The following is a 23,495-nucleotide window of genomic DNA, read 5'->3' on the forward strand; positions in this document are numbered from 1 at the left end:
AACTGCTGGCTAACGTATGGCGATTGTTGGCCTCGGTTGATTTCCCCCTCATTATCACCATATAGTGGTGTGTCTTCTCTATTATTTCACCTTTATTATTAGGTTGCGTTTGTTGCTATGTCTAAAGCCAATTTGACCCATCATTTCTTAATCGCGGCACCCGAGCTTTCAGACCCACGGTTTGAGCAGGCGCTGATTTATATCTGTCGTCATGACAAACATGGCGCCCTCGGTCTGATGGTCAATCGTCCATTAGAGCAGTCGCGCGTGGGCAAACTGCTAGAGGATTTAGACATTGAGGTAACCGATCCGCAAGTGATGGAAGATGTGGCATTAGAAGGTGGTCCAATGTATCCCGAGGTCGGCTTTGTCCTGCATACAGGTCAACCAGAATGGGCATCGTCTTTTGCCATCTCAGAAAACGTCTGTATCACTACCAGTCAAGATATCCTGAAGCGTATCGCCGCCGGTCAAGGCGTTGGTCATTATCAGCTGTGCTTAGGTCATGCCAGCTGGGGCAAAAAACAGCTCGATCAAGAGCTTGCTAGTGGCGACTGGCTCGTCTGTCCTGCTGATCTGAATTTATTGTTTAATACGCCATTTGAAGAACGCTGGCAAATCGCTGCCGATAAGATTGGGGTTAATTTTGACTATTTAAGTAGCGATATTGGTCACGCTTGAGTCAGAAGCTCAATAAGTATGAAAATAGGAAGTATGCATAATGATGGTAGAGTCTGAAACTAGCACTGAAATCGAAACTGCCGATACGACTATGGTGGAACCAGTTATTAAGCCGCATCTTATTTTGGCGCTTGATTATGGCGTCAAAAAAATGGGCATGGCGCTAGGTAACACTATCACCGAAACCGCGCGTGCTTTTGATATCTTAGCGATGAATAATGGCCAGCCTGATTGGGATAATCTACTGGGTATTATCAAGGTATGGGGCGTGACAAAAGTGGTGGTGGGGTTGCCGCTTAATATGGATGGTAGCAGCTCAATGCTGTCGAAGCGCGCGCACAAATTTGCCCGTCGCCTAGCGCATCGAGTCATGGAACAGCACCTGCCAGTTGTAGTAAGCCTCTGCGATGAACGCCTAACTTCAGTGGCGGCGCGTGAGATCGCGTGGGATAATGGCTGGATTAAGCATGAGCGCGACCCCATCGATGACATCTCTGCTTGTATCCTGATGTCGACTTATTTTGCTGATCCCAGTAGCAGTATCGCCATCGATGCCATCAAAGCAGACTAAATTAGCGACTAGCTTGCTGTTACAATAGCGCTAATTTTTGACATATCGTCACTCTACACGGATAAATGCCTGATTATTATGACCACTGTCTCAGACCAGTCTCTGCAAAACAAATCGCAACATGGCTTTGCGCCGCTTGCGATTGCTCGTATCAAAGGCGCTCAGCGAGCGAATCAAATAGCGATTTATCTTATTTATGCCGCTATCTTCGCCTTTATGGTCTTTGGTACCATTGCCAGTATCAAAGCCTTTCATGACAATCAGCTGCTTTATCAACTCTTCTATAACTTGCCCTACGTTTTAGTGGCGTTGACCATTCCCATTACCATTTACGATGCGTTGGTTATTTATCGTTATCGCTTAAACCAACCGTCGATGATTGCCATGAGTATTGGCGTATCCACGGTGATATTACTTGGCGGGCTATTATTTGCCGATACCGCTTGGTTAGGGCTGTCCTGCTGGCTTGGCGTGGCATTTTTGTTTAAGGTGAGCTTTAAGCGTTTTTTTAACTTTTTAGACGCTGAGGAAGCCGAAATCGCCGAAGAAGTGTAAAACAGCTGAACAGAAAATAACGCTAAGCAATAGCTAGCAAAGAACTTTTTTAACCATACTTTATTAATTTAAAACGACGACTATGACTACTTCAATATCTGATAGCACGATTCAACATTATCTAGATACCCAAGGGCTTATTTGCCCTGAGCCAGTGATGATGCTGCATCGAACCATCCGTAAGGCTGATGCGGGCGAGGTGATTGAGATCCTCGCCACTGATCCAGCCACCACTCGCGATATTCCTAATTTTTGCCGTCATTTAGGGCATGAGCTTGTCCAGCAAGAAACCCTTGCTGAAAATGTACCTTTAAATGTCGATCCCGATGAAATCACTATTGTGAGCGATGACAACGCGCCTATCAGCGCCACGCTTTATCGTTATTTGGTGAAGAAAAAGAGCGCTTGAAAGCTTGAACGCATGCGGTTGACCTTGCACTAATAATTTAAGAGCATCAAAAACACAAAGATATCTTTGCTTTGTACAAAACATATCATTCACAAATTAAAGGTAGATAACGTGTTAGCAACCCAACAGCAGTACGTACAGTGGCACGAAAATGGCAATGAAACCTTACGTCGTGCCCGCTGGTTATCGGAGAGCAATCATGCAGCGCCTGCGCGTATTGTATTGGTCGATGACAAAACAACCGCAGATGAGGCGTACCGCTTGGCTTGCGAAGGCACGTCACTGCTGTGGCGCGGCGACTTTCATAATGCCAAGCAATTGCTACAAGCGCTCAACCGACGTATCGAGCGTACCAATGAGCGCTCTGAGCAGCGCAAAATAAAGAAAGCGGCTAATAAATCTGCTAAGTCTAACGCAGAGTCTGATTCGGTCAACTCTAAAGAACTACCTAACTTGTTTCATCAACAACGGCAAATGCAAGCACAGCGTGCGCGTATATTAAGTCGTTTGCTACTAGAGCTTGATGCCAATTATGTCAGCCATCTGCGTCGCGCCCCTGATGTCAGCGCGGCCTGTACAGCAGCTTTTGGCCAGTTAGACAACGCGGCTGATGAATCATGTGTACTTTCATTTCGTGACTTGCAAGGGGCGTTAGGTGCAGCGCAGTGGCGCGAAAAAGGCGTGCCAGTTGAAAGCTTAGGTCTATCGATTTACCCGCATTATGGCGTTTTTGCACCAACCCGCCATGAGTATGTGCAGCTACTGCTCGATGCGACGCTGCCGACCATTCATGAGATCGCTTATGACATCGGCACAGGCACAGGCTTGCTTGCCATTATCTTAGCGCAGCGCGGTGTAAATCAGGTGATTGCTACCGATTTAAATCCACGGGCTTTAGCCTGCGCTAGCGAAAATTTTACGCGATTAAAACTCACTAACGTACAGTTGCAGCAAGCTGATTTGTATCCGACTGATGCGCCACTCGCTAATTTAATTGTCTGTAATCCGCCTTGGTTACCTGCCAAGCCTAGCTCGCCCCTCGAATATGCCGTTTATGATGCCAATAGCGCCATGCTGCGTGGATTTTTGCAGAGCGCGAAAACTCATTTAGCTGAGCAAGGAGAAGTCTGGTTAATTCTGTCAGATTTGGCTGAGCATTTGCAGCTGCGTACTCGTGAGGAATTATTAGGTTGGTTTGCAGATAGCGATTTAAAAGTAAAATACCGCCTCGATACAAAACCTAAGCATGGTCGCAGCCAAGATAAGTCTGATCCTCTATATGCGGCGCGTAGTGCGGAAATTACCTCATTATGGTGTTTAGTACCTGCCTAATCTTTAATAATTGATAATTAATCATTGAGTATCAAATTATGAGCCGCGACCGTGCTGTACAACAGCGCCAACCTAAAGCGCTAGCCGTTGATGATGAACCTACTTATATCACCGAGTTTCGTCAAGCGATGCTGGCTCGTGGTCTAGCCACGCGGACGCGTAATGCCTATGTGCGCGACCTGCGCTCTTGCGAGCTAACCAATAAAGCCGCTTTGACTAGATGGCAAGCCGATGACGTGCTGCACTGTTTATCTACTATTACCATCGAGGGCAAAACGCCACGTACCCAAGCGCGTATGCTCTCAAGCTTGCGGCAGTTTTATCTATGGATGATCGCAAGCAATCTGCGTGAAGATAATCCTTGTGAGCGTATTAAAAGTCCAAAGCTTGGGCGTCCATTACCAAAGGATTTGAGCGAGGGCGATGTTGATAATCTCCTAGCATCTCCTGATACCAGCACGGCGCTCGGACTGCGTGATAAAGCCATGCTAGAAGTGCTCTATGCCTGCGGTCTGCGTGTCAGTGAGTTGATTAATCTGTCACTGGAACAAGTGAATCTAAATTCAGGCTGGCTACAAATTACTGGTAAAGGCAATAAAACCCGACTGGTGCCATTAGGTGAATATGCCAGCGATGCGCTAGAAGACTATCTGACGCATGCTCGTGGAGACCTAATAGCGCATTTGAAATCTGGCAATTGCCAAGCGGTGTTTTTGACTGCGCAAGGTGGCTATATGACGCGGCAGAACTTTTGGTATTTGCTCAAAAAGTATGCCAAAGTCGCCAGTATCGATAAAGAACTATCGCCGCATACCCTTCGCCATGCCTTTGCCACGCATCTACTTAATCATGGTGCGGACTTACGTAGCGTGCAGTTGTTGCTTGGGCATAGTGATTTGTCTACCACGCAGATATATACCCATGTGGCGACGGCAAGATTGCAAAAATTGCATGCGGAGCATCATCCGCGCGGTTAAAATTAAAACTGACTATTTATTGATGATTGTAAAAGGAATAAAACGTGTTGCAAGCTCAGCCATCTACTCTGCCTACCCTAACAAAAGGGCAAAATTCTGCCCTTAAAAACCTGACCATCATGGGTTACTTAGAAGGCACTTCTTTTCTATTATTGCTTGGTATCGCCATGCCACTAAAATACATGCTAGGTATTCCTGAAGCAGTGAAATATGTAGGTATGGCGCATGGGGCATTGTTTATTGCCTATATTTTGATGCTACTGATTGCAACCAGCAAAATAAAAATGCCGCTGTGGGTAATGCCTGCAGGTGTGCTTGGCTCATTTTTGCCATTTGGGCCGTTTGTGTTTGATTATGTGTTGAAAAAGAGGCTGGGAAAGCAAGATTGAAAAAATTTTAAATTCAGAGATACTTTGGATAACTATATCTATAGTCGGTTCAATTTAAAAGTGGTACAAGGCAACCGAGTGTAGATGTATATTTAATACCTAAAGCGAGGTTAACGCTTTTATAGTAGATTGACTATATTTGGCGACGGCTAAACTGCATGCAAGTTATCATTCGATATACTAGAAATACAAAAGAGTCTTTATCCTAGGATAAAGACTCTTTTGCTATATAAAATAGTAGCTCTCTAAATATCTTTGCGATACCTATAATCAGCTACCTGCTGGCGATACTTCATCAAAGTTTCAGGATTATCATTGATAAAATCAATCATATCTGACTTCTTCCCTTTAAACCTCAAGTCACTTCTAATATCTTTACTATAAACCTTTTTTTCACCAGACTTTAGTTCTGCAACGTAAGGACGTTTTTCTTTGATAGCTATTTCTTTATAAATTGGGATAGCGATATTACTGTAGAACAAACTATGATTATAAGATACTTTTTCAGGAACGATTTTCTCTGGGATTAGAATTAAGTAAGACTCTACACCATTATCGATAACGTGTGGTAGTTCAAAATTTTTGGACTTCCATTCATTATTAATATTACAGTAGTAAGTAATTTTTTCTGAGACGGTTTTTACTGGTATGCTATATTTCTGACAAACCTTGTTTGTAAACTCTATCAATTGAAGCTTAACTAAACTAATAGTAATATCAGAAATAATATCTTTGCCAATGCCCTCACAAACCAAACTAGATTCTTCTAAGTGTTTAATTACTCCAGAAGTTACAGCTCTGGAAGCAAACAGACTGTCCACGAATTTCTGTGATAAACTTTTTCCCGCCCCATGACCATCCCGACGTTTCACCGAATATCCGAGACGTGTTCCTTTAGTTTCACCGAATTTGCTACACAGTTTATAAGATTGTTGTAAGTCATCACTTCTTACATGCAATAGAAGTTGATGCATAAAGCCTGTGATACTCCTAGTCATCTGTATTCCTAAAAGACTTTTATCTCTAACGATATAATAAGGATCAACAAAGTTTTTCGTATCTACCTCTATATCAATGTCGAAAAACTCAAAGCTACCCTGAACTGGCTGTAAATTAAAATAATCGCTGAACTTCATAAAATTCTCACTTCATTTAGTGCCAAGAATTGTATAAGTCCTAAAAATCCAGTATAATTCTGACTCTCACATCTAGAAAACACTGAAAACTTAGGTCATTTGTACTGCCTTGGCTTCTCAGTACAAAACTGGTGTATCTTAATTGGTGCATCAGTTTTTTGTTTCATTAAACCTTATCAGCGCGCAACTGTAACTGATACCAAAGTTATTCATAATATCCTCAATCTTTAAGTACTCTTTGCAAGCTTCTATAGGTGCAAGTAATTCTGCTGCAAAACAATCCGCTTGCCACTCTGAATCCCGAAATGGTTCATGCTTACCTTGACTAGAACGAGTTAAGGCCACTTCGTCGTGTAATACGAAGTGACCTATTTCATGTGCAATAGTAAATCTAGCACGGGCATCATCTTGATGTAGACGCTCGTAAATATCATTCCTAATATACATTTTCATTCTATCAGGTGACATTGCTGCTTCAACTTCTCCCATTTCTTCTTTTTCGATAAGAATAAATTCGAATTTTAGATTTGTCATTCTTGGAAGAATTACTTCTATAAGCTTAAGTAAGTCTAATCTTTGGTGCAAAGTAATCTGTGCGTAAACATCTCTAAAAGCATTTGCTAATCCTTTGATATCTTCTTTACTGCGAGGACTAACTCTAACACCTCTGTTCTTGTATGTTTTATGATTTAGCATTAATCCCCCTTAGCCTCATTCCTCAAGAAGTTTTCAAAAGCTTGTAAATCAATGCTGTTATTTTCCATTTTTCTAGCAAACATGAGTGCTAACTCAGCTTGGTAATCGTTTATAGGTTTGACGGTTATATCATTTTTAGACTTACTCGCTGCTTCCGTTAGTTCCCACGATTTTTCTTCGTCTAGTTGTAAGTAGTTAGAAATTTTATTAATTAAAGATGGATTAGTAGATTTTTTACCAGTTTCAACAGCTGAAAGATATGCAGATGTAACACCTATTTCATCTGCCATTGTTTTAAGCATAATTTCGCGGTCTATACGTAATTTTCTTAGCGTTTTACCGAACTCCGATAAACTTGCCATAATCACCTCTTCTTTAGCAACTTATTTACTTCAGTGAAAATATATTAACCTAAAGGTTAATTAATTGCAAATATAATATCTAAAAAATGTAATTTTATATTTGTTATCTATTGTTCCTGATAGAATATTCTGTAATTAGCTAATTTTTATCAATGCTGATATGGAATTAAAAGATAATAGTTTACTTAAATTCAAACTTATAAATACGAGTGAAAGTTCAAATTGATGTCTCTCACAATCCTGATAATACAATTCTATCAATCCATAGCTGCAAACCCGCCCTTTTCTCGTTACAATACGCGTATAACGTGCACGCTGCATAGCTGAACAACGCACCGCCTTTTACTTATCCATTATTCGAGAATCCTATGAGCCATAGACCCCCTGCTGACCTGTTGAAAAGTGCCCAACATTGGCGCGAAGACATTAACTTTCGCCAAGATGTACTGGGCAAGCCGTTTGATTTTTCGACCACATGGGGTATTTTTTCACCGCAAAAGCTCGATGATGGTAGCTTGATGCTGCTTGATTATGTGGATTTTCAAGTGGATGATGATTCAATCGATTTGGGCTGTGGCTATGGCGTGCTTGGTATGACGGCAGCGCGTGAATGTCCAAACGGTCTGCATACGTTGATTGATAAAGACTTTATGGCGGTAGAATATGCGCGCCTAAATTGTGAGAAAAATGGTCTGAAAAATGTCGATGTACATTTATCAAACGGCTTCAATCACGTGGCAAAAGACAAAGACTTTAGCCTCGTGATGTCGAACTTGCCAGCCAAAGTGGGCAAAGAGCAGCATTATTTGTACTTCCTCGATGCATATGCCCGTATGCGTAAAGGTGGTCGCTTTTATGTGGTAACAATCAATGGTTTGCGCCAATTCGTGAAACGCTCATTTACCGAAGTGTTTGGCAATAGCGACAAGGTCAAGCAAGGCAAAACCTATACGATTACAATGGCGACCAAAGACTAATACCAAACGCCAAAAATACGATTAGCTGTGTCAAAATCGCTTAGCCTACAATGCGTAGTACTTGTACTCTTTTTCCTTGCTACTCTAATTTTTGTAAATGATATAAATTTTTGAACATGACACAAATAAAAAGCCCGCTAAAACATATAGTTTTGGCGGGCTTTTTTATGGCAAATGATATCTCGCTACATCTGCCGTTTAAGCAAATATCCACCCAATATCGCACTAGCGATAATAGGCAATAGCACCATCAATAATGGCGAAAATCCAGTCGCCAATGAGACAAAGCCAACCAAGTCTTGCACGTAACTAAACAGCAAGCCAAACAATAATGCCACCACGATACGCAAGCCCAAGCTATGCGTACGCAATGAGCCAAAGACAAATGAGCAGGCGACGATCACCAACGACAATATCGATAATGGTGATAGCAATTTTTGCCAAAATGCTAACTCATGACTCAAAGAGCGTTGACCTTGTTGGCGCATAAATTGACGATGCTCGTACAACTGGGTCAATGACAGATCTTCGGCTTTGCGGGTGAGTAAATACACAGACTCAGGGGCAAAGGGTAGGCTTAAGGTATCTGACGGCGAGATCGCTTGGCTACTCTCAAAGCCTTGATTAATCATCAGCTTGGTCATGTTATTCAACGCCCACTCGTAACGATACTGCTCACTCGGCTCGCTACTGACCGTATCCAGAGGTTCGCGACCGATATACTGCCCGCCCTCAGCGTGAACAGCCGTCTGTAGATTGCCATTATTGTCTAAATGCCAACGTTTGACCTCGCCGATATTGCCTTGCACATCGGCATAATCGATATACAAAATATCGCTACCATCCGGCTTGGTACGACCAGATTTTGTATTCTCAAAACGTGGTTGTACTGTCCAGTAGCCGCGCACCGATGTGACCAACGAGGTACTGTCTTCATCGTTGATCTCTTTTGCCAATTGATTAGAGTGCGGCAAAACAAACTGATTGATGAGCAATGCGAGCAGTACAAAAATCAAAGCGGGCTGTAATACCCAGCCAACGATGCGATAAACGCTGACGCCAGCGGCGCGCATGACGACCAACTCGCTTTTATTGGCGAGTAAACCCAAGCCCACAACCGCACCGAGCAATGCACCCGTCGGGATAAACTGCTCTAAAAAATAAGGTGAGCGATAAAAGATATATTTAATCGCCTCACCCATTGTATAGCTATCATCTAACGAATCCAGCTCAGACAAATAAGAAAATACCAGTTGTAATGCCCACAGACCTATAACCGCTCCGACGATTGCTAGCAAAGCATTCAGTTTGACGTAACGGCTAAGGACTTTTAGATTGGCAGATTTTTTGGCAAACTGAGCATTCACGTTTTGCGAGTCAGCATTGGGAGATTTAGAGAATAAAGCACTCATGAGGACTGCCCTCCTTGTGAGCCACTGCTTTGATGATCGGCAACTGTTAGAGACCCATTCTCTGGTTTGCGAAAGCGCAATCGGTGCTGCACACGGCTACCCCAATTCATATAAAGTGCCAATACCATAAATCCTAAAATCAGCCAAGCATACGCCCAAACGCTCACACTGCCTTTGCTCACAGCGTTTTTGAGTGAAATGATACCCAGCGCACAGCTGACAAACAATAGAATCGAAGGAAATAGGCGTAACCAACGACCTTGGCGCGGACGTACTTGCGCCAGTGGGACAGCGAGCATCGGTGCAATAATCATCAGCCACGGCAAAGCAAAACGGTAGCCAAGCTCACCCTGTGCCGCACGCAGCGCATTTTCACCACCGAACTGGGCACTGCCAGTTGCCGCTTGCCATAACGGTCCGATTGCTTGGGTTTCGATATTGTCTTCGGTGATCACATCTTGTGAGGATTCCGTCAAGGTAATGCGATAGCGATCAAAGCCGACTTGATTATACTTCAAGCTGCCCGCACCGACCTCGTAACGACGCCCTTGGAATAAATCCAATTGGGTCACGCCCTTGTCACCTGTCTGTACTTGCTCAGCTCTTTTGGCCAAAGTAATGGTGTCTTTACTGATGTTTTTATCGCCCTTGCTTATCAACGCTTGTGGCACGTCTGGAATCGCTAATTGTTCTGCGGTTTCAGGATCAATCGTATTATCGACATCCATGGCAGCCGCTTTGGCGTTGCTACCTTTAGCTTTTGGCTCAGACTGAATGAGTATCACATCTTGTAGCTGTTTTTTGTCGTCGCTAAGGCTGCCAACATAAAGATGATAATTGCCACTACTGATAAACTCATTGGGGCGAATCAAATCAAAGGCACTGGTAAAGGCTTGCTGCTGCCAAATAGCTTCAGATGAGCGTACACCCCACGGCTTGCCGACGACTGATAATGCAGCCTCGCCAACGAATAAGGCCAGTATCAAAGGAGTCATCAGCCGAGCCAGCTTGCCGCGTGAGACACCACTGGCATTGATAACCGCCATTTCTTGATCGACATATAAGCGCCCAAACACCAGCATTAGAGCAATAAAAAAAGCCAAGGGCAAAATCAGCTCTAAAAAGTACGGCAAGTTATAACCAATGATGGTAAATAATAAGCTGATATCTAGATTGCCTTCTGCGGCAATGCCAAAGTAACGTATCAGACGGCCACCAAGCATCATAACCACCAAAAACCCCAATACCAAAGCGGTGGTTGAGGCAACTTGTTGGGTCATGTAGCGGCGTAATATCACAATAGGTACTCTTTAACAGTGGATATGTGGACGGTGTATCGCGTGCTGACTGACAGAGGCAAGCGCAATAGTATGGTATGACCAGCGTAATGCTACTCAAATGCCTAGACAGACAAACACTTAAATAGACATCAACGTAATGGTGCCACTTATAAGTCAAATGATATAAAGATAAGCGATAAACGTAACCGCTAATGCTAGCATATTTTGATAAAAAATGACTGTGAAATGTGTGCTAAAAAATCACCCAAGCCTTGCTGATGACACATGATTCAGCATGAATAAACACTGGTAGACGTTACCAGTAGTCAATAAATCGCATAAATGATAAGACATGACTGGCTGCGGTATTGCGTCAATTTAATTAGCCAGTGTTTTTGCTTTTAGAAAGGTTTGTTTGTCATTCGTATCAAGTCACAAATATGAGTAGCATTAATTGCTAGACTGATTGATTGTCAATACTCACCTCTACCACAATTATTGGAGCATAAATAAAATGTCTAATCCCTCTACCCTACTTGAGCTGGCTGGTGGCGAATTTGATACCCTTGATTGGTCAAACTGCGCTGTCGTCTTTATTGATTATCAAAACGAATATGTCGATGGCGCCATGCCATTAGGTCAAGCAGGCAGCAAAGCCACTGCAAACGCGCGCCTATTGCTTGATAAAGCCCGTAAACAAGACGTTCCTATCTTTCATATCGCTCATCATGGCGAAGACAATGGCAATGTTTTTAACCCATTGTCTGCTAACGTCGCTATTGTGGACGAGCTAAAACCAATGGATGGCGAAAAAATAATCACCAAAAAGCACCCTAATGCCTTTCATGACACTCAGCTTCAAGCACTTATCTCAGCGACCGGAAAAAAACAAATTATTTTTGCAGGCTTTATGAGTCATATGTGTGTCAGCTCTAGCGTCAGAGCGGCGTTTGATTTAGGCTTTGATAATTTTGTTTGCCATGATGCCTGTGCCACTCGCGCACTTCCTAGTGTTAAAAGAGAAGACATCAGCGCTGAAGTGATGCACGATACTGCCATGGCGGCCTTACAAGATAGATTTGCGGCTTTGGTTGCGACTGATGACTTGGTTAATGATTAATGGTTAATGTCACTATACGTAATCGTCATACATTCGATAGTATGGCGGTTGCCTACTTTTAGCTTGTTTCCAGCTCGTTTTCAGCTACTGGTAGACTCGTCGTAGAACGTCCCATACGCCTTAGCAAGATAGCGCAGCAAATTTAAACGAAAACATTACCTAACCCTTGCCGACTGCGCAGCGATTCGCTGATATGCTACACTACAATAATAAGCAATTTAAAAAATAGTGAGACGACATAAGAGTAGTAAAATGCTGATACTGTCTTCATCACTGATTTGCCCTCCTAAATTTATAACTCTAATAAGGATAACTATATGAATATTAAATTATCTCAGCACCTGCCAAAAACTCATACTCAAAAAATTCTAAAAAAAGAAGCCAAAAACAAAGACGAGGCCTGCCTAGTCGTCCTAGTCGATGACAAAAAAAACATCCTTGCTGAATCGGTGTTGGCAGACTATAGCACTCGTATCGAGCAATTGATCGAAGTCTCGCACTTCAACGGTAAAGCTGGCGAAACGGTAGTTGATTATGCGCTAGCGGGTGATAAAAAAACCACTAAGCAAAACCCTATCCAGCTATTATTGGTCGGTGTTGGCAACGTCGATAAGCTCAACAATACAGTCTTGCAAAAAATCACTCAAACCATCTATAGCAGCACACAAAAACGGGTAGCCTCTATCACCGTTGCGTTAGGCGACACGCTTGAAGAAAACCAATTTGGTCAGTTTGCCCTCAATCTGTTGGCCGCTACCTATCGTTTTGACAAATACAAATCTGAGCAAAGCACGCCTGCGCTAACTGATATTTATCTACTAGCTGACGAATCACTACAGCCAGCATTAGAATTCGCAGAGTCAGTATTCGCTGGTCAAAGCTTGACTCGCGATGTAGCCAATGAACCAGGTAACATCTGCTTCCCAGCTTACATGGCAGAAAAAGCCCAAGAGCTAGCAGCAACCTACCCTGACCTATTAACAGTCACGGTACTGGGTGAAGACGAGATGTCAGCGCTGGGCATGAATTGCTTCTTAGCAGTCGCGCAAGGCTCCACCAAAGAAGGCAAGCTGGTACTCATGGAGTATCGCGGTAAGTCAAACTTTAGCGCCGACGCTGGTAAATCCACGACTAGCAGTGCCAAAGTTAGTGGCTTAAAAGCATTGACTGATAAACTACCCACCAAGACTGCTAACAAAAAAGCCTCTAAAAAGAACGATGACACTGTGCAAGCAGCAAATGATGACGCGCCTATCGTATTAGTCGGTAAAGGCGTCACGTTTGATTCAGGTGGTATCTCAATCAAGCCCGGTGCGGCAATGGATGAGATGAAATTTGATATGGGTGGTTCAGCTTCTGTACTCGGTACAATTAAAGCACTATGTGAAGCGCGTCTACCGATCAACGTCGTTGGTGCTCTCGCTTGTGCAGAAAACATGCCATCAGGTGATGCCACGCGCCCAGGCGATATCGTAAAAGCCATGAATGGTAAGTCCGTTGAAATATTAAATACCGATGCGGAAGGTCGCTTAGTATTGGCAGATACTTTATGCTACGTACAGCGTTATCAACCAAAAACTATCATTGATGTCGCTACATTGACCGGCGCTTGCGTGGTTGCACTGGGTCATGTCCGCTCGGCTGTCTTTAGTAATGATGAAGACGTCTTGTTTGATTTAGAAAATGCCAGCAACCTATCTGGCGATCTCATCTGGCATATGCCGTTGGATGACGAGTATCAAGCACAGATCGACTCGCCTATCGCTGACATGCAAAACATCGGTGGTAAAGGTGCAGGTGCTGTAACTGCTGCCTGTTTCTTGTCGCGCTTCGTCGAAGAAGGTCAAGCATGGGCGCATTTAGACATCGCTGGTACGGCATGGAACTCGGGCAAAGATAAAGCAGCGACTGGTCGCCCTGTACCGCTATTTATGCAATACTTAAAAAACAGCGCGAATATGGTCTAATCCGTTGATGAACAACCAACTTATGAAAATCAGTTTATGAAAGTTAGCTTTTATGTATTAAGCGACAGTAAAGCCCAAGATTTCTTGGGCTTTATTTGTCAGTTGACCCAAACGGCACTCAATAAAAGCAGCCAATCGCTGCTCATTCTTGTAGGTGATGACGCAGAATTATCATCGACGCTTGATGAGGCGCTATGGGCACAAGAAGCGACAAGCTTTATACCGCATCAATGCCTTTTAGCTAACAATACTGAAGGCGATGATTCTGAGGTTGATATTAACAAACGATTAGCACCTGTATTGCTTGGCGGCTATATGCCAGCAGATTTCAACGGTATCGTTATTAATACAACAGCACAGCCCGTCAATGCTTTTATGCAAGCAACCAGCAATGCCCAACCTACCCGTATTCTTGAGTTGATTAAACCTGACGCGACCAGTGTTCAAGAAGGTCGGAACAAGTATAAGGCTTATCAACAACTAGGCTATGAGCTGACGCATTTTAAAGTTTAAGTTGCAGCCTGCGCCCTAACACCTCCTCATTTCTCACGAAAAGCACGATTTCTCATCAGAGAATCCACGTCAATTTTTCTCATATTAAGTCTCTACCTTCACCTGTCCCGCCTATGTCGGTTGGTGGTAAAGGTAGGCTCTTATCCTAAAAAATGCTACCATCCTTCGATTATTTTTCTGTTTTCACTATAAACGTCTTATTTACAGTCGAATTATTTCAAAATGGCGACCAAGTAACCGAGCGTACACTGCGTATTTTAAGCAAGGTTAATGCGGTCATCATTTATAAATAATTTGGAGTATTGACTAAATCGAGGATGTATAGATGCGTTCACTAATTGCGATGTACCAGCGTATAGGGCTGGTGCCGCTCATTATTATTGGTTTGATATTAGGCGTATTGATTGGTTGGCTAGCACCAGATACTGGTATAGCACTAGGCTTATTAGGGACGCTATTTGTGGGTGCACTAAAAGCGGTTGCGCCGATACTGGTATTTACTTTGGTTATCGCAGCGATTAGTCAGCATCGTAGCGGCAATGAAGTCTTCGTTAAGCCCGTGCTCATTATGTATATGTTCGGCACTTTTTTGGCCGCCCTGACTGCGGTGGGCGCAAGCTTCTTATTCCCGACCGAGCTGACGTTGGTGAATGCTACTATCGAGCAAGTACCACCAGCGAACTTGAAAGAAGTGTTGACCAATCTGCTGATGAATTTGGTGGCCAATCCTATCAGCGCCATTGCTGAAGCCAACTATATTGGTATCTTGGCATGGGCAATCATCATTGGCTTTGCACTGCGTCAAGCCAGCGATACGGCTCGTACTGTCGTCGGTGATTTCGCGGATGCCATCTCACAAGTCGTGAAATGGGTCATTGCCTTAGCGCCTTTTGGTATCTTAGGCTTGGTTGCCAATACCGTCGCGGAGACAGGCTTTGGCGCGTTGGCTGGTTATGCGCGTATTTTGATGGTGCTGGTCGGTTGTATGCTATTTATCGCCTTGGTCGCCAACCCTATTATCGTCCTTGTTAAGACTGGCAAAAACCCTTACCCGCTGGTCTTCACTTGCCTGCGTGAGTCAGGAATTACGGCTTTCTTTACGCGTAGTTCGGCTGCCAACATTCCCGTCAACATGAACCTTGCTCGTAAACTGGGTCTGCATGAAGATACTTATTCGGTGACGATTCCACTGGGTGCGACCATTAATATGGCAGGCGCGGCGATTACGATCAACGTCTTAACGCTTGCAGCGGCGCATACCTTGGGTATCGAAGTGACGTTTGCTTCAGCGCTTCTGCTAAGTTTGGTGGCAACGATTAGTGCTTGCGGTGCATCTGGTGTCGCTGGTGGTTCGTTACTACTGATTCCATTGGCGGCGAGCTTGTTTAGCATTCCAAACGAAATCGCCATGCAAGTGGTGGCAATTGGCTTTATCATTGGGGTGATACAAGATTCGGCAGAAACAGCGCTGAACTCGTCAACCGACGTGCTATTCACAGCAGCAGCAGATCCGACGTATTCTCGTTAAGTTTTAGCCCGTTATTCATTCTGGCAATAAAAAAGGGTCTATCAAGGCCCTTTTTTGTTGTCTGATCTTTACTGCTAATGCGGCTGCTTTGAGTGTTCAATATCCACTTCAATGACGGGTGCTTGCATATCCAGCTGATGTTTTAATTGGCGGAGTTGCTCCACCTCACCTAATAGCTCTAGTATCAAACCAATCGCTGGCACGCTGGCTTCAAAGTCACGACTCAAACGTGACGCACGGCGCACAATCGTTAGCTGATAGCCAGTAAACTGCTGGCGTTCTGGCACATCGTATTCGATGATGTTTTCTTCAATCAATTCGATAACCCATTGGCGCTCTTGGCCACAGGCCGATACTAGCTCATCTAAGCTCATGATAATATCGGTAAATTCAGGCGAGTGTTTCATAGCGATTATCCTCGTTTGCTCTTTATTTTATTGTTATCGTATGGTCTTTATCTCTGCTTCGATTTAAGTATTTCTTGGCGGTCATTAACGACTGATATTGGTATCAGAAAAAGCTTGTTTCAGCTGCTCATAAGCTTGGGTAGCGGTTTCGGTACTGATATCAGGGTTGACGATGTTTAAAGTTAAATACAAATCGCCCGCTTGCTTGGCAGGGATGCCCTTACCTTTTAAGCGCAAGTTGCTACCGGATTTGCTATTTTTAGGAATCGTCACACCAAGCGTACCTGCTGGTGTCGTGAGGTTGATTTTTTCACCCAACGCGGCTTCCCATGGTGCGATGTTGACGGTTTGATAAACATCAACACCTTCGATACGAATATTGTCTGCATGACGGATTTTCACTTTTAAAAATAAATCACCGTTTTTACCATTACCGCCGCCAGCCGCACCTTGACCTGTCAAACGAATTTGTTTGCCATCAGTGATGCCTTTAGGAATTTTAATTTTGAGGGTTTTATTTTCGTAATCGACACTGCCATTAGGCTGACGAACCGGAACGTTTAATTTAATACTGTAGTCGTCACCGCTATACACCGAAGACAAATCAACGGTAATCTCTGCATGTTGGTCTTGACCCTTGCTATCTTGCGTTCCAAAACCGCCACCAAATTGGTCAAAGCCACCATTTTGAGAGCGACCACCTGCCTGCCCATTCGCTGAACCACGCGCACCGCGACCAAATGCAGAAAAGATATCATCAAAGCGAAAGCTACCATCGCCAAACGCTTCACCCTCACCAAACTGGTCTTTGATGTCTTCCCAGCGGAAACCGCCCTGCCCGCCGCCTGCTGATTGACCACCAAAACCACTAGTGCCACCTTGACCAGCAAACGGATTGTTTAGCATCGCATCGTATTCAGCACGCTTGTCTTTATCGCGGATGGTCTCATAGGCGTTATTAATCACAGCAATCTTATTGTCAGCGTCTGGATCGTCACTGACATCAGGATGGAATTGACGGACAAGCTTACGGTATTTTTTCTTGATATCGGCGTCTGAGGCGTCTTTTTTGACCCCTAAAATGTCATAGTAATTTTTCTCTGCCATATTGTTTTTCCTTATCGTATTTATTTCTAATAAATTCAGTTAATACATAATATGGGGATAATGAATGAATATTTAATTTTTCGCCTGCGTCATTATATTGGTAGATGTCACGACGATTTTGGCATTATTATTCTTTGACAACTGTTGCCATAATGTCACTTTGATTGGCATGGTTTTATTACTCAATGCAGATGGCACCTTATCTGACTGCTCATTCTTCAAACATAGCATATCTTGTGCAAATAATGCCGTCTCCAAAAACTCAATATCATAAAATCTAAAATTCTCTCTAATCGCACACATCTCGCCATGGAAACTGCTGAAACGCTCGCCAAAAAAAATCATGGCAGCAGCGACTAAAACCATCGCAACTTATTCAACATACCATTTTTGAAGTGAAGATACGCCCTAGAATAATATTCAAGTTGTACGCTTTACAAAAATGTAAGAATCTAGCAATTTTTATTTACATCAACTTATGTTCAATTTTTATTAAAAACACAACAGCGCTAAGTTATTTCAGTAAATCGATGGAAAATTCAGCCACAGCCGCTATTTCGTAAGGCCTAACCACTATAAAGACGTTGCTTAAATCACTGCTAACATCGTCTACAACACAATAGTTTTTCTTTGGATTTCGTGCTTTATTTTGGACTTTAACGGTCCATTTTCTTAATTTTCGATATGTGTATATGTGACCTCTAGCGTTCTTTTACAGAACGGTAAGGATATGACAAGCTATGTATTGTAAAATGAATATAATGTTTATACTCATAGGGAGTATGAATAATATAGGCAAGCTTATCTGTCTATTTTATAAATCATTTAAAGGTATTAAATGTCTTATTTCATCAAGTCTTTAGTTATCACTTTATCACTACTGCTGACTACCACCGTTTTTGCCGGTAACACCAGCTATTATGGTAATAAGTTTCATGGTAAGCGCACAGCCAGTGGCAGTATCTTCAACATGAACTCCTTGACTGCGGCGCACAGAACGTTGCCATTCGGTACGAAGGTACAAGTGACCAATAGAAAGACAAAGCAGAGCGTGATAGTAAAAATTACGGATAGAGGACCTTTCATCCGAGGACGCATTCTTGATTTATCTAAAGCCGCTGCTGGTAAGATAGACTGTCAACTTTGTACGACCAGTATGAAGATACTCTCTTATGGTGATGGTAGATACCGTAAGGAATAATGTAATGAAAAAGGGAGAGCTAACGCTCTCCCTTTTTTATGTCTGATTTTATCAATTAGCGACCATATAATAAGCCGTTAATTGTGCTAACCATATTGCTTAACGAGCATTTGCTTCCATTTCCTCTAGCGTGGTCATCGCTAGCAATAGCTTTTCTTCATGGTCGCTGTGCTGCTGCTGTAGCGCGGTTTGCTCATTGAGCAACACCAATAAATCGGACTTTCGGCTGTCTTCATAGAGATCCGTGTTGGCCAATTTTTCTTCTAGAGCAATTAACTGCACATCAATTTTAGCCAGTGCTTTCTCTGTATTTTCAATTTCACGGCGAATTGGTGCGGTCAACTTACGTTGTTCGGCGGCCAGTTTGCGCTGCTCTTCTTTACTAAGCGTAGGCTCAGCGGCTTTGTTTTTTGAAGGTGCATTAGACGCTTTACTACTCACTTGACTGTCAGTTGTTTCACGTGAAACAAACTTCTTGCTCTCTTTTTTACTTTTTTTCTTGCCAGTGTTTTTATCTGGTGCATTCTCTTGTTTACGCTTTTCTGCCAGCCACTTGCCATAGTCGCTGATGTCACCATCAAACTCTTCGATAATACCATCATGTACCAAGAACAGATCATCACAGACATTCGCAATCAATTCGCGATCATGCGAAACCAGTACCACTGCCCCTTCAAAGCCCTGTAGCGCGATGGTCAACGCTTGGCGCATTTGTAAGTCTAAATGGTTGGTTGGCTCATCAAGGACGAGGACGTTCGGACGTTGCCAAACAATTAATGCTAGCGTCAAACGCGCACGCTCACCACCAGAGAATAATTCACTTGGGGTATCAATGCGCTCTCCACGGAAGTCAAAACTACCCAAAAACGAACGTAGCATCGCATCAGACGTTTTGCCTGCTAGACGACGCAACATCTCTATTGGGGTTGCCTTTGCATCAAGAATATCCATTTGATGCTGGTTAAAATAACCAAGTTTAAGGGTATCAGAGACACGATACGTTCCTGTTAATACGCCAAGCTCGCCCACCAATGCCTTAATAAGTGTTGATTTACCTGCGCCATTCATGCCTAGTAAGCCGAGACGCGTATCCGGCGTCACCTGCACATTGGCATTATGCAGCAGTGGTACGTCGCTATAACCAATATCTGCTTTGGTCAGCTCAATCAGTGGTGAGCTCATATTTGCTGGCTCATAAAAGCGGAACGAGAACGGGTTGTCCGCCATCATTGGTGACAGCTCAGCCATACGTTCAAGTTGCTTGATACGGCTTTGGGCTTGCTTGGCTTTACTGGCTTTGGCACGGAAACGACGAATAAAGTCATCCAAATGCGCCTTGGTTGCTTCTTGTTTTTCAAATGCTTGCTGCTGCTGCGCCATACGCTCATGACGAGTACGAATAAACTGCTGATAATTACCCGTATAAAGGGTGATTTTTTGTTGTTCTACATGAAGAATATGACCAACCGTCGCATCCAAAAATGCTTGGTCATGCGAGATGACGATCACTAGACCGGTAAACGCATTGATCCACGTTTCTAGCCAAAGGATCGCATCCAAATCCAAATGGTTGGTTGGCTCATCGAGTAACATAAGATCAGCACGGCTCATCAGGGTTTTGGCAAGGTTCAAACGCATACGCCAGCCGCCCGAAAACCCTTCTACCGGTAGCTCATGCTGGCTCGTATTAAAACCAAGACCTGCCATGATTTGCGCGGCTTTGGTCGGTGTGCGATACCCATCAATTTCGTCGAACTGCTGATGCAACACCCCAATCTGCTCATCACTAACACTACTCAAATCATTCAAAGAGGCATTAATCTCATACCATTGCTCATCACCGCTCAATACATAATCAATCGCAGACTGGCTACTTGCACCAACTTCCTGTGCCATATGCGCCACATGCCAGCTATCAGGGATGCTCACTTCGCCCCTATCAAGTGTGACCTCGGTATCGCCAGTGCCCATTCGAGTCAGCAGTAAAGCAAACAAGGTCGATTTACCAGTGCCGTTGTTGCCTGTTAAGCCAACTTTGTGGCCCGGATGGAGCTGGAAGCTTGCACCTGCAAACAATTCACGACCATCACGGCGAACACCAACGTCTTTAAATTCGATCATATAATTTCTTCATCTCAACAGTAATATAAAATATAAGGCAATAAGAAAAACACACATCTGGCATGCTGACTGGCGGCTATTATTTCAAACGCTTGCCTTATAGGCAAACGATTAAATAACTATTTCAAAACCAATCAGTTATTATGCTAAAAAACCCTGTCATAAAACCCGCGTTGACGACTGTCACTCTTGACAAACGAATCGTCACCCCCATTATGATATACTGCCAAAAGATTAATGCCAGCAGACTATTAATATAGTAGTAGCCCAAATACCAACCTTATAATATTGCAACGACTTTGCCATAATGACAGCACCCAATCGAATCAAACGCCGCGCGTATCTTTATTTGCAACGATGTTAGTTGCAAACCCAAACAGGACGACGACCGCATTTGATCCTAGCAACTGAGGTAGATATGAACGAATCAGCCAACCAATTTAGCCCAAGCTCAAGCCAGCCAGTAGATCCAACGATATTAAGCCTAACTGATAGTGCCGCACAAAAAGTACGTCGCCTACGTGAAGAAGAAGGTGATAGCGATCTTATGCTACGCGTCTATGTGACTGGCGGTGGCTGCTCAGGTTTTTCTTACGGTTTCAACTTTGCCAATGAGTTGAATGAAGATGATGCCAACTTTGACAATGACGATGTGACCTTGGTTGTCGATTCGCTAAGTTATCAGTATCTGCAAGGCTCTACCGTTGACTATACCGAAGGATTAGAAGGCGCACGCTTTGTCGTGACCAATCCAAATGCAACCACGACTTGCGGCTGTGGTTCGTCATTCTCTATTTAATCTGAATAGACTGTAGCGCTATGTTAATGTTAAGCAGCCTAGAGTCTGACAGTCGAAGCATCTATCTCTCGGGTAGATGCTTTTTTTATAAAGACCTAGTAGTAATAACCAAGCTGTATTCTTGACCAGTTTTCCTAAAAAAAAGTGCCGAAATCCAGACAAATCACTTCGCCTAAAGCTTATTGTATTTGTAATTGTCCGTGGTTTTCAGGGTCGCTTTGAGCTAAACTGACGTCATTATCAACCTAAATACCCACCTCTTTGATGGTCATACACCAGTCGTGTTTTGAGCCGCCATAACAAATAACAATAGATGACTATTATGAGTAATTTTGTGCCTAGCTTTGTTAGCTTTGAAATCCCCAATTGGTTTGATACTCAGCATTTAACGGGTATGCTCCGCGGTATCGAAAAAGAGGGCTTACGCGTTAAGCCTGACGGTTTTTTGGCACAGACCCCGCATCCAGCCAAATTGGGCTCAAAACTCACCCATCCGTTTATCACCACTGATTATTCAGAGAGCTTGCTTGAGCTCATCACCGACCCAAAAGCCACCCCAAAAGAGACGCTAAACATGCTGCGTCAGCTGCACGTATTGGTGTATCAAGGTATGCCTGAGGGTGAGCTGATGTGGCCACTGTCTATGCCATGTATGCTGTCGTCCAAAGATGAAGATATCCCATTGGCGAATTATGGCAGCTCTAACACTGGTAAGCTGAAAACCCTATATCGCAGTGGTCTAGGCATCCGTTATGGTCGCCGCATGCAGACCATCGCTGGTCTACATTACAACTTATCTTTCGGTGATGGTCTGTTTGAAGCGTGGCAAGCGAAAGCACCCGCCACCCCAACCCAAACGTTGACAGATTTCAAGAACGAGAAATATTTAGGGCTTATTCGCAACTTTAAGCGTTTGACCAGTCTCGTGTTGTATTTGCTAGGTGCCAGTCCAAGTGTGTGTCCTTGCTTTATATCAGGGCGCGAGCACGATTTGGAGCTGCTGAACGATTCAACCTATTATAAGCCTGCCGCCACTAGCCTGCGTATGGGCAAGCTTGGCTATACCAATAGTGTGCAAGAACACCTCGATATCCGCTATAACTATCTACCAGAATATGTCGCTGGACTGCGCCGTGCGATTCAAACGCCACATGAGAGCTTTGAGAAGCTTGGTTTAAATGACGCTGATGGCAATCCTATCCAGATTAATAATCATATTCTGCAAATAGAAAATGAATACTATAGCCCGATACGTCCTAAACAAATTGCGATGAGTGGCGAGACCCCTACCGAGGCACTTGAGCGTCGCGGGATTGCTTACGTCGAGTTCCGCGCCATCGATCTTGATCCGTATAGCGATATCGGTATCCGTCTATCTAGCGCTTGTTTCTTAGAAGTGATGGCGCTGTATTGCTTACTGAATGATTCGCCTGAATTGATGCCTGAAGAGGAAGAAGCTTTGGCCATCAATCTTGAGCGCGTGGTCAATGAAGGTCGCCGTGACAATTTGCACATCATTAACAATGGTGCGGAGCAGTCACTAGAAAGCTGGATGCTGATGCACTTAGGTCGTATGCAACCACTAGCAGCCCTACTCGATGCGCATTATGGTGGCAATGATTACCGTGCGGCGGTGGCGTTGATGCAAGGCAAAGCGGGACATTCTGAGTCGACCATATCGGCGCAAGTAAACTCTGATAGCAAACGTCTAGGCAGTTTATGGCAGCTGGGCTTTACCCTAGCGCAGCAGCATCGTGATTCTCTATTGCAGCAAACCCTTAGCCCCAATACGCAAGCCAAATATGAAGTATTGGCTGAAAAATCAATACTACAGCAAGCAGAGATTGAAGTGGCTGAAACAGAAGACTTTATGGACTTCTTACAACAGTACCGCTAATTAACCTTTGTTATTGTTGATAGTGTTTTATTGATTATATTATAAGAGTATTCGACCA

General features: G+C 43.7%; 24 protein-coding genes. 15 read left to right on the forward strand and 9 right to left on the reverse strand.

The window, feature by feature from the left end:
- The first annotated feature begins 117 nt into the window (after nucleotides 1-117).
- From J5X94_RS08500 to J5X94_RS08530, 7 genes are all read left to right on the forward strand, one after another.
- Nucleotides 118-681, forward strand: a complete 564-nt coding sequence (locus tag J5X94_RS08500) for a YqgE/AlgH family protein (RefSeq protein ID WP_025652597.1) — start codon at nucleotides 118-120, stop codon at nucleotides 679-681.
- Nucleotides 682-721: 40 nt separating this feature from the next.
- Nucleotides 722-1,252 carry a Holliday junction resolvase RuvX gene (ruvX, locus tag J5X94_RS08505; RefSeq protein WP_374189988.1) on the forward strand — a complete coding sequence of 177 codons (531 nt, stop codon included), beginning with the start codon at nucleotides 722-724 and terminating at the stop codon, nucleotides 1,250-1,252.
- 78 nt (nucleotides 1,253-1,330) lie between these two features.
- Nucleotides 1,331-1,807 carry a hypothetical protein gene (locus J5X94_RS08510; protein WP_025652599.1) on the forward strand — a complete coding sequence of 159 codons (477 nt, stop codon included), beginning with the start codon at nucleotides 1,331-1,333 and terminating at the stop codon, nucleotides 1,805-1,807.
- A gap of 82 nt (nucleotides 1,808-1,889) precedes the next feature.
- Complete coding sequence (tusA, locus tag J5X94_RS08515; protein ID WP_025652600.1) at nucleotides 1,890-2,216, forward strand: sulfurtransferase TusA; 327 nt, start codon at nucleotides 1,890-1,892, stop codon at nucleotides 2,214-2,216.
- 111 nt (nucleotides 2,217-2,327) lie between these two features.
- On the forward strand, nucleotides 2,328-3,548 hold the full coding sequence (locus tag J5X94_RS08520) for a methyltransferase (protein WP_210540946.1): 1,221 nt from the start codon (nucleotides 2,328-2,330) through the stop codon (nucleotides 3,546-3,548).
- 38 nt (nucleotides 3,549-3,586) lie between these two features.
- Nucleotides 3,587-4,525, forward strand: a complete 939-nt coding sequence (gene xerD / locus J5X94_RS08525) for a site-specific tyrosine recombinase XerD (RefSeq protein WP_210540947.1) — start codon at nucleotides 3,587-3,589, stop codon at nucleotides 4,523-4,525.
- A gap of 44 nt (nucleotides 4,526-4,569) precedes the next feature.
- Complete coding sequence (locus J5X94_RS08530; RefSeq protein WP_210540948.1) at nucleotides 4,570-4,914, forward strand: DUF3817 domain-containing protein; 345 nt, start codon at nucleotides 4,570-4,572, stop codon at nucleotides 4,912-4,914.
- 245 nt (nucleotides 4,915-5,159) lie between these two features.
- On the opposite strand, the gene J5X94_RS08535 is transcribed toward J5X94_RS08530, so the two are convergent.
- From J5X94_RS08535 to J5X94_RS08545, 3 genes are all read right to left on the reverse strand, one after another.
- Nucleotides 5,160-6,050 (reverse strand): hypothetical protein, encoded by an 891-nt coding sequence (locus tag J5X94_RS08535; RefSeq protein WP_210540949.1) that lies wholly within the window; start codon nucleotides 6,048-6,050, stop codon nucleotides 5,160-5,162.
- 150 nt (nucleotides 6,051-6,200) lie between these two features.
- A complete protein-coding gene (locus J5X94_RS08540) occupies nucleotides 6,201-6,746 on the reverse strand; it encodes an ImmA/IrrE family metallo-endopeptidase (protein ID WP_210540950.1) in 546 nt (181 codons plus the stop codon).
- Nucleotides 6,746-7,108 carry a helix-turn-helix domain-containing protein gene (locus J5X94_RS08545; protein ID WP_210540951.1) on the reverse strand — a complete coding sequence of 121 codons (363 nt, stop codon included), beginning with the start codon at nucleotides 7,106-7,108 and terminating at the stop codon, nucleotides 6,746-6,748. The genes J5X94_RS08540 and J5X94_RS08545 overlap by 1 nt, the downstream gene beginning before the upstream one ends.
- 368 nt (nucleotides 7,109-7,476) lie before the next feature.
- On the opposite strand from J5X94_RS08545, the gene J5X94_RS08550 reads away from it, so the two are divergent.
- A complete protein-coding gene (locus J5X94_RS08550) occupies nucleotides 7,477-8,085 on the forward strand; it encodes a class I SAM-dependent methyltransferase (RefSeq protein ID WP_210540952.1) in 609 nt (202 codons plus the stop codon).
- Nucleotides 8,086-8,270: 185 nt separating this feature from the next.
- Here J5X94_RS08550 and lptG read toward each other — a convergent pair whose 3' ends face one another.
- Nucleotides 8,271-9,497, reverse strand: a complete 1,227-nt coding sequence (gene lptG, locus J5X94_RS08555; protein ID WP_210540953.1) for an LPS export ABC transporter permease LptG — start codon at nucleotides 9,495-9,497, stop codon at nucleotides 8,271-8,273.
- Nucleotides 9,494-10,777 carry an LPS export ABC transporter permease LptF gene (locus tag J5X94_RS08560; protein WP_210540954.1) on the reverse strand — a complete coding sequence of 428 codons (1,284 nt, stop codon included), beginning with the start codon at nucleotides 10,775-10,777 and terminating at the stop codon, nucleotides 9,494-9,496. Before J5X94_RS08560 ends, lptG begins: the two co-directional genes overlap by 4 nt.
- Before the next feature lie 514 nt (nucleotides 10,778-11,291).
- On the opposite strand from J5X94_RS08560, the gene J5X94_RS08565 reads away from it, so the two are divergent.
- The 4 genes from J5X94_RS08565 to sstT all read left to right on the forward strand — a co-directional run bounded on the left by J5X94_RS08565 (nucleotide 11,292) and on the right by sstT (nucleotide 15,905).
- Nucleotides 11,292-11,897 carry a cysteine hydrolase family protein gene (locus J5X94_RS08565; protein ID WP_210540955.1) on the forward strand — a complete coding sequence of 202 codons (606 nt, stop codon included), beginning with the start codon at nucleotides 11,292-11,294 and terminating at the stop codon, nucleotides 11,895-11,897.
- Between the two features lie 317 nt (nucleotides 11,898-12,214).
- Nucleotides 12,215-13,864, forward strand: coding sequence for a leucyl aminopeptidase (locus J5X94_RS08570; protein WP_210540956.1), 1,650 nt, complete (start codon nucleotides 12,215-12,217; stop codon nucleotides 13,862-13,864).
- A gap of 36 nt (nucleotides 13,865-13,900) precedes the next feature.
- Nucleotides 13,901-14,377 carry a DNA polymerase III subunit chi gene (locus J5X94_RS08575; protein ID WP_210540957.1) on the forward strand — a complete coding sequence of 159 codons (477 nt, stop codon included), beginning with the start codon at nucleotides 13,901-13,903 and terminating at the stop codon, nucleotides 14,375-14,377.
- Between the two features lie 325 nt (nucleotides 14,378-14,702).
- Nucleotides 14,703-15,905: a serine/threonine transporter SstT gene (gene sstT / locus J5X94_RS08580; RefSeq protein WP_189583694.1), complete on the forward strand. Its 1,203-nt coding sequence runs from the start codon at nucleotides 14,703-14,705 to the stop codon at nucleotides 15,903-15,905.
- A gap of 74 nt (nucleotides 15,906-15,979) precedes the next feature.
- Here sstT and J5X94_RS08585 read toward each other — a convergent pair whose 3' ends face one another.
- From J5X94_RS08585 to J5X94_RS08595, 3 genes are all read right to left on the reverse strand, one after another.
- A complete protein-coding gene (locus tag J5X94_RS08585) occupies nucleotides 15,980-16,312 on the reverse strand; it encodes a chaperone modulator CbpM (protein WP_201589179.1) in 333 nt (110 codons plus the stop codon).
- An 84-nt stretch (nucleotides 16,313-16,396) separates the two neighbouring features.
- The gene (locus J5X94_RS08590) at nucleotides 16,397-17,419 is read right to left on the reverse strand and encodes a DnaJ C-terminal domain-containing protein (RefSeq protein ID WP_210540958.1); all 1,023 of its coding nucleotides are present in this window, start codon (nucleotides 17,417-17,419) and stop codon (nucleotides 16,397-16,399) included.
- Between the two features lie 72 nt (nucleotides 17,420-17,491).
- Nucleotides 17,492-17,764 carry a hypothetical protein gene (locus J5X94_RS08595; RefSeq protein WP_210540959.1) on the reverse strand — a complete coding sequence of 91 codons (273 nt, stop codon included), beginning with the start codon at nucleotides 17,762-17,764 and terminating at the stop codon, nucleotides 17,492-17,494.
- 493 nt (nucleotides 17,765-18,257) lie between these two features.
- Here J5X94_RS08595 and J5X94_RS08600 point away from each other — a divergent pair, with 493 nt between their 5' ends.
- Nucleotides 18,258-18,620, forward strand: a complete 363-nt coding sequence (locus J5X94_RS08600; RefSeq protein WP_189583719.1) for a septal ring lytic transglycosylase RlpA family protein — start codon at nucleotides 18,258-18,260, stop codon at nucleotides 18,618-18,620.
- Between the two features lie 99 nt (nucleotides 18,621-18,719).
- Here the strand turns inward: J5X94_RS08600 and J5X94_RS08605 are convergent, their stop codons facing one another.
- Complete coding sequence (locus J5X94_RS08605; RefSeq protein ID WP_210540960.1) at nucleotides 18,720-20,741, reverse strand: ABC-F family ATP-binding cassette domain-containing protein; 2,022 nt, start codon at nucleotides 20,739-20,741, stop codon at nucleotides 18,720-18,722.
- A 418-nt stretch (nucleotides 20,742-21,159) separates the two neighbouring features.
- On the opposite strand from J5X94_RS08605, the gene erpA reads away from it, so the two are divergent.
- Both erpA and gshA read left to right on the forward strand, forming a co-directional pair.
- Nucleotides 21,160-21,540, forward strand: a complete 381-nt coding sequence (gene erpA, locus J5X94_RS08610) for an iron-sulfur cluster insertion protein ErpA (protein WP_227669969.1) — start codon at nucleotides 21,160-21,162, stop codon at nucleotides 21,538-21,540.
- 322 nt (nucleotides 21,541-21,862) lie between these two features.
- Complete coding sequence (gshA, locus tag J5X94_RS08615) at nucleotides 21,863-23,437, forward strand: glutamate--cysteine ligase (RefSeq protein WP_210540961.1); 1,575 nt, start codon at nucleotides 21,863-21,865, stop codon at nucleotides 23,435-23,437.
- The last annotated feature ends 58 nt before the right edge of the window (nucleotides 23,438-23,495 follow it).

The organism is Psychrobacter sp. K31L (assembly GCF_017942195.1).
Classification (GTDB): Bacteria; Pseudomonadota; Gammaproteobacteria; order Pseudomonadales; family Moraxellaceae; genus Psychrobacter; species Psychrobacter glaciei.

Excerpts from the sequence above, each read along its gene's own strand:
- J5X94_RS08500 (WP_025652597.1), top strand. The coding sequence starts at position 118 with ATGTCTAAAGCCAATTTGACCCATCATTTCTTAATCGCGGCACCCGAG.
- ruvX (WP_374189988.1), top strand. The coding sequence starts at position 722 with ATGATGGTAGAGTCTGAAACTAGCACTGAAATCGAAACTGCCGATACG.
- J5X94_RS08510 (WP_025652599.1), top strand. The coding sequence starts at position 1,331 with ATGACCACTGTCTCAGACCAGTCTCTGCAAAACAAATCGCAACATGGC.
- tusA (WP_025652600.1), top strand. The coding sequence starts at position 1,890 with ATGACTACTTCAATATCTGATAGCACGATTCAACATTATCTAGATACC.
- xerD (WP_210540947.1), top strand. The coding sequence starts at position 3,587 with ATGAGCCGCGACCGTGCTGTACAACAGCGCCAACCTAAAGCGCTAGCC.
- J5X94_RS08535 (WP_210540949.1), bottom strand. The coding sequence starts at position 6,050 with ATGAAGTTCAGCGATTATTTTAATTTACAGCCAGTTCAGGGTAGCTTT.
- J5X94_RS08540 (WP_210540950.1), bottom strand. The coding sequence starts at position 6,746 with ATGCTAAATCATAAAACATACAAGAACAGAGGTGTTAGAGTTAGTCCT.
- J5X94_RS08545 (WP_210540951.1), bottom strand. The coding sequence starts at position 7,108 with ATGGCAAGTTTATCGGAGTTCGGTAAAACGCTAAGAAAATTACGTATA.
- J5X94_RS08550 (WP_210540952.1), top strand. The coding sequence starts at position 7,477 with ATGAGCCATAGACCCCCTGCTGACCTGTTGAAAAGTGCCCAACATTGG.
- lptG (WP_210540953.1), bottom strand. The coding sequence starts at position 9,497 with ATGAGTGCTTTATTCTCTAAATCTCCCAATGCTGACTCGCAAAACGTG.
- J5X94_RS08560 (WP_210540954.1), bottom strand. The coding sequence starts at position 10,777 with ATGACCCAACAAGTTGCCTCAACCACCGCTTTGGTATTGGGGTTTTTG.
- J5X94_RS08565 (WP_210540955.1), top strand. The coding sequence starts at position 11,292 with ATGTCTAATCCCTCTACCCTACTTGAGCTGGCTGGTGGCGAATTTGAT.
- J5X94_RS08570 (WP_210540956.1), top strand. The coding sequence starts at position 12,215 with ATGAATATTAAATTATCTCAGCACCTGCCAAAAACTCATACTCAAAAA.
- J5X94_RS08575 (WP_210540957.1), top strand. The coding sequence starts at position 13,901 with ATGAAAGTTAGCTTTTATGTATTAAGCGACAGTAAAGCCCAAGATTTC.
- sstT (WP_189583694.1), top strand. The coding sequence starts at position 14,703 with ATGCGTTCACTAATTGCGATGTACCAGCGTATAGGGCTGGTGCCGCTC.
- J5X94_RS08585 (WP_201589179.1), bottom strand. The coding sequence starts at position 16,312 with ATGAAACACTCGCCTGAATTTACCGATATTATCATGAGCTTAGATGAG.
- J5X94_RS08590 (WP_210540958.1), bottom strand. The coding sequence starts at position 17,419 with ATGGCAGAGAAAAATTACTATGACATTTTAGGGGTCAAAAAAGACGCC.
- J5X94_RS08595 (WP_210540959.1), bottom strand. The coding sequence starts at position 17,764 with ATGATTTTTTTTGGCGAGCGTTTCAGCAGTTTCCATGGCGAGATGTGT.
- J5X94_RS08600 (WP_189583719.1), top strand. The coding sequence starts at position 18,258 with ATGTCTTATTTCATCAAGTCTTTAGTTATCACTTTATCACTACTGCTG.
- J5X94_RS08605 (WP_210540960.1), bottom strand. The coding sequence starts at position 20,741 with ATGATCGAATTTAAAGACGTTGGTGTTCGCCGTGATGGTCGTGAATTG.
- erpA (WP_227669969.1), top strand. The coding sequence starts at position 21,160 with ATGAACGAATCAGCCAACCAATTTAGCCCAAGCTCAAGCCAGCCAGTA.
- gshA (WP_210540961.1), top strand. The coding sequence starts at position 21,863 with ATGAGTAATTTTGTGCCTAGCTTTGTTAGCTTTGAAATCCCCAATTGG.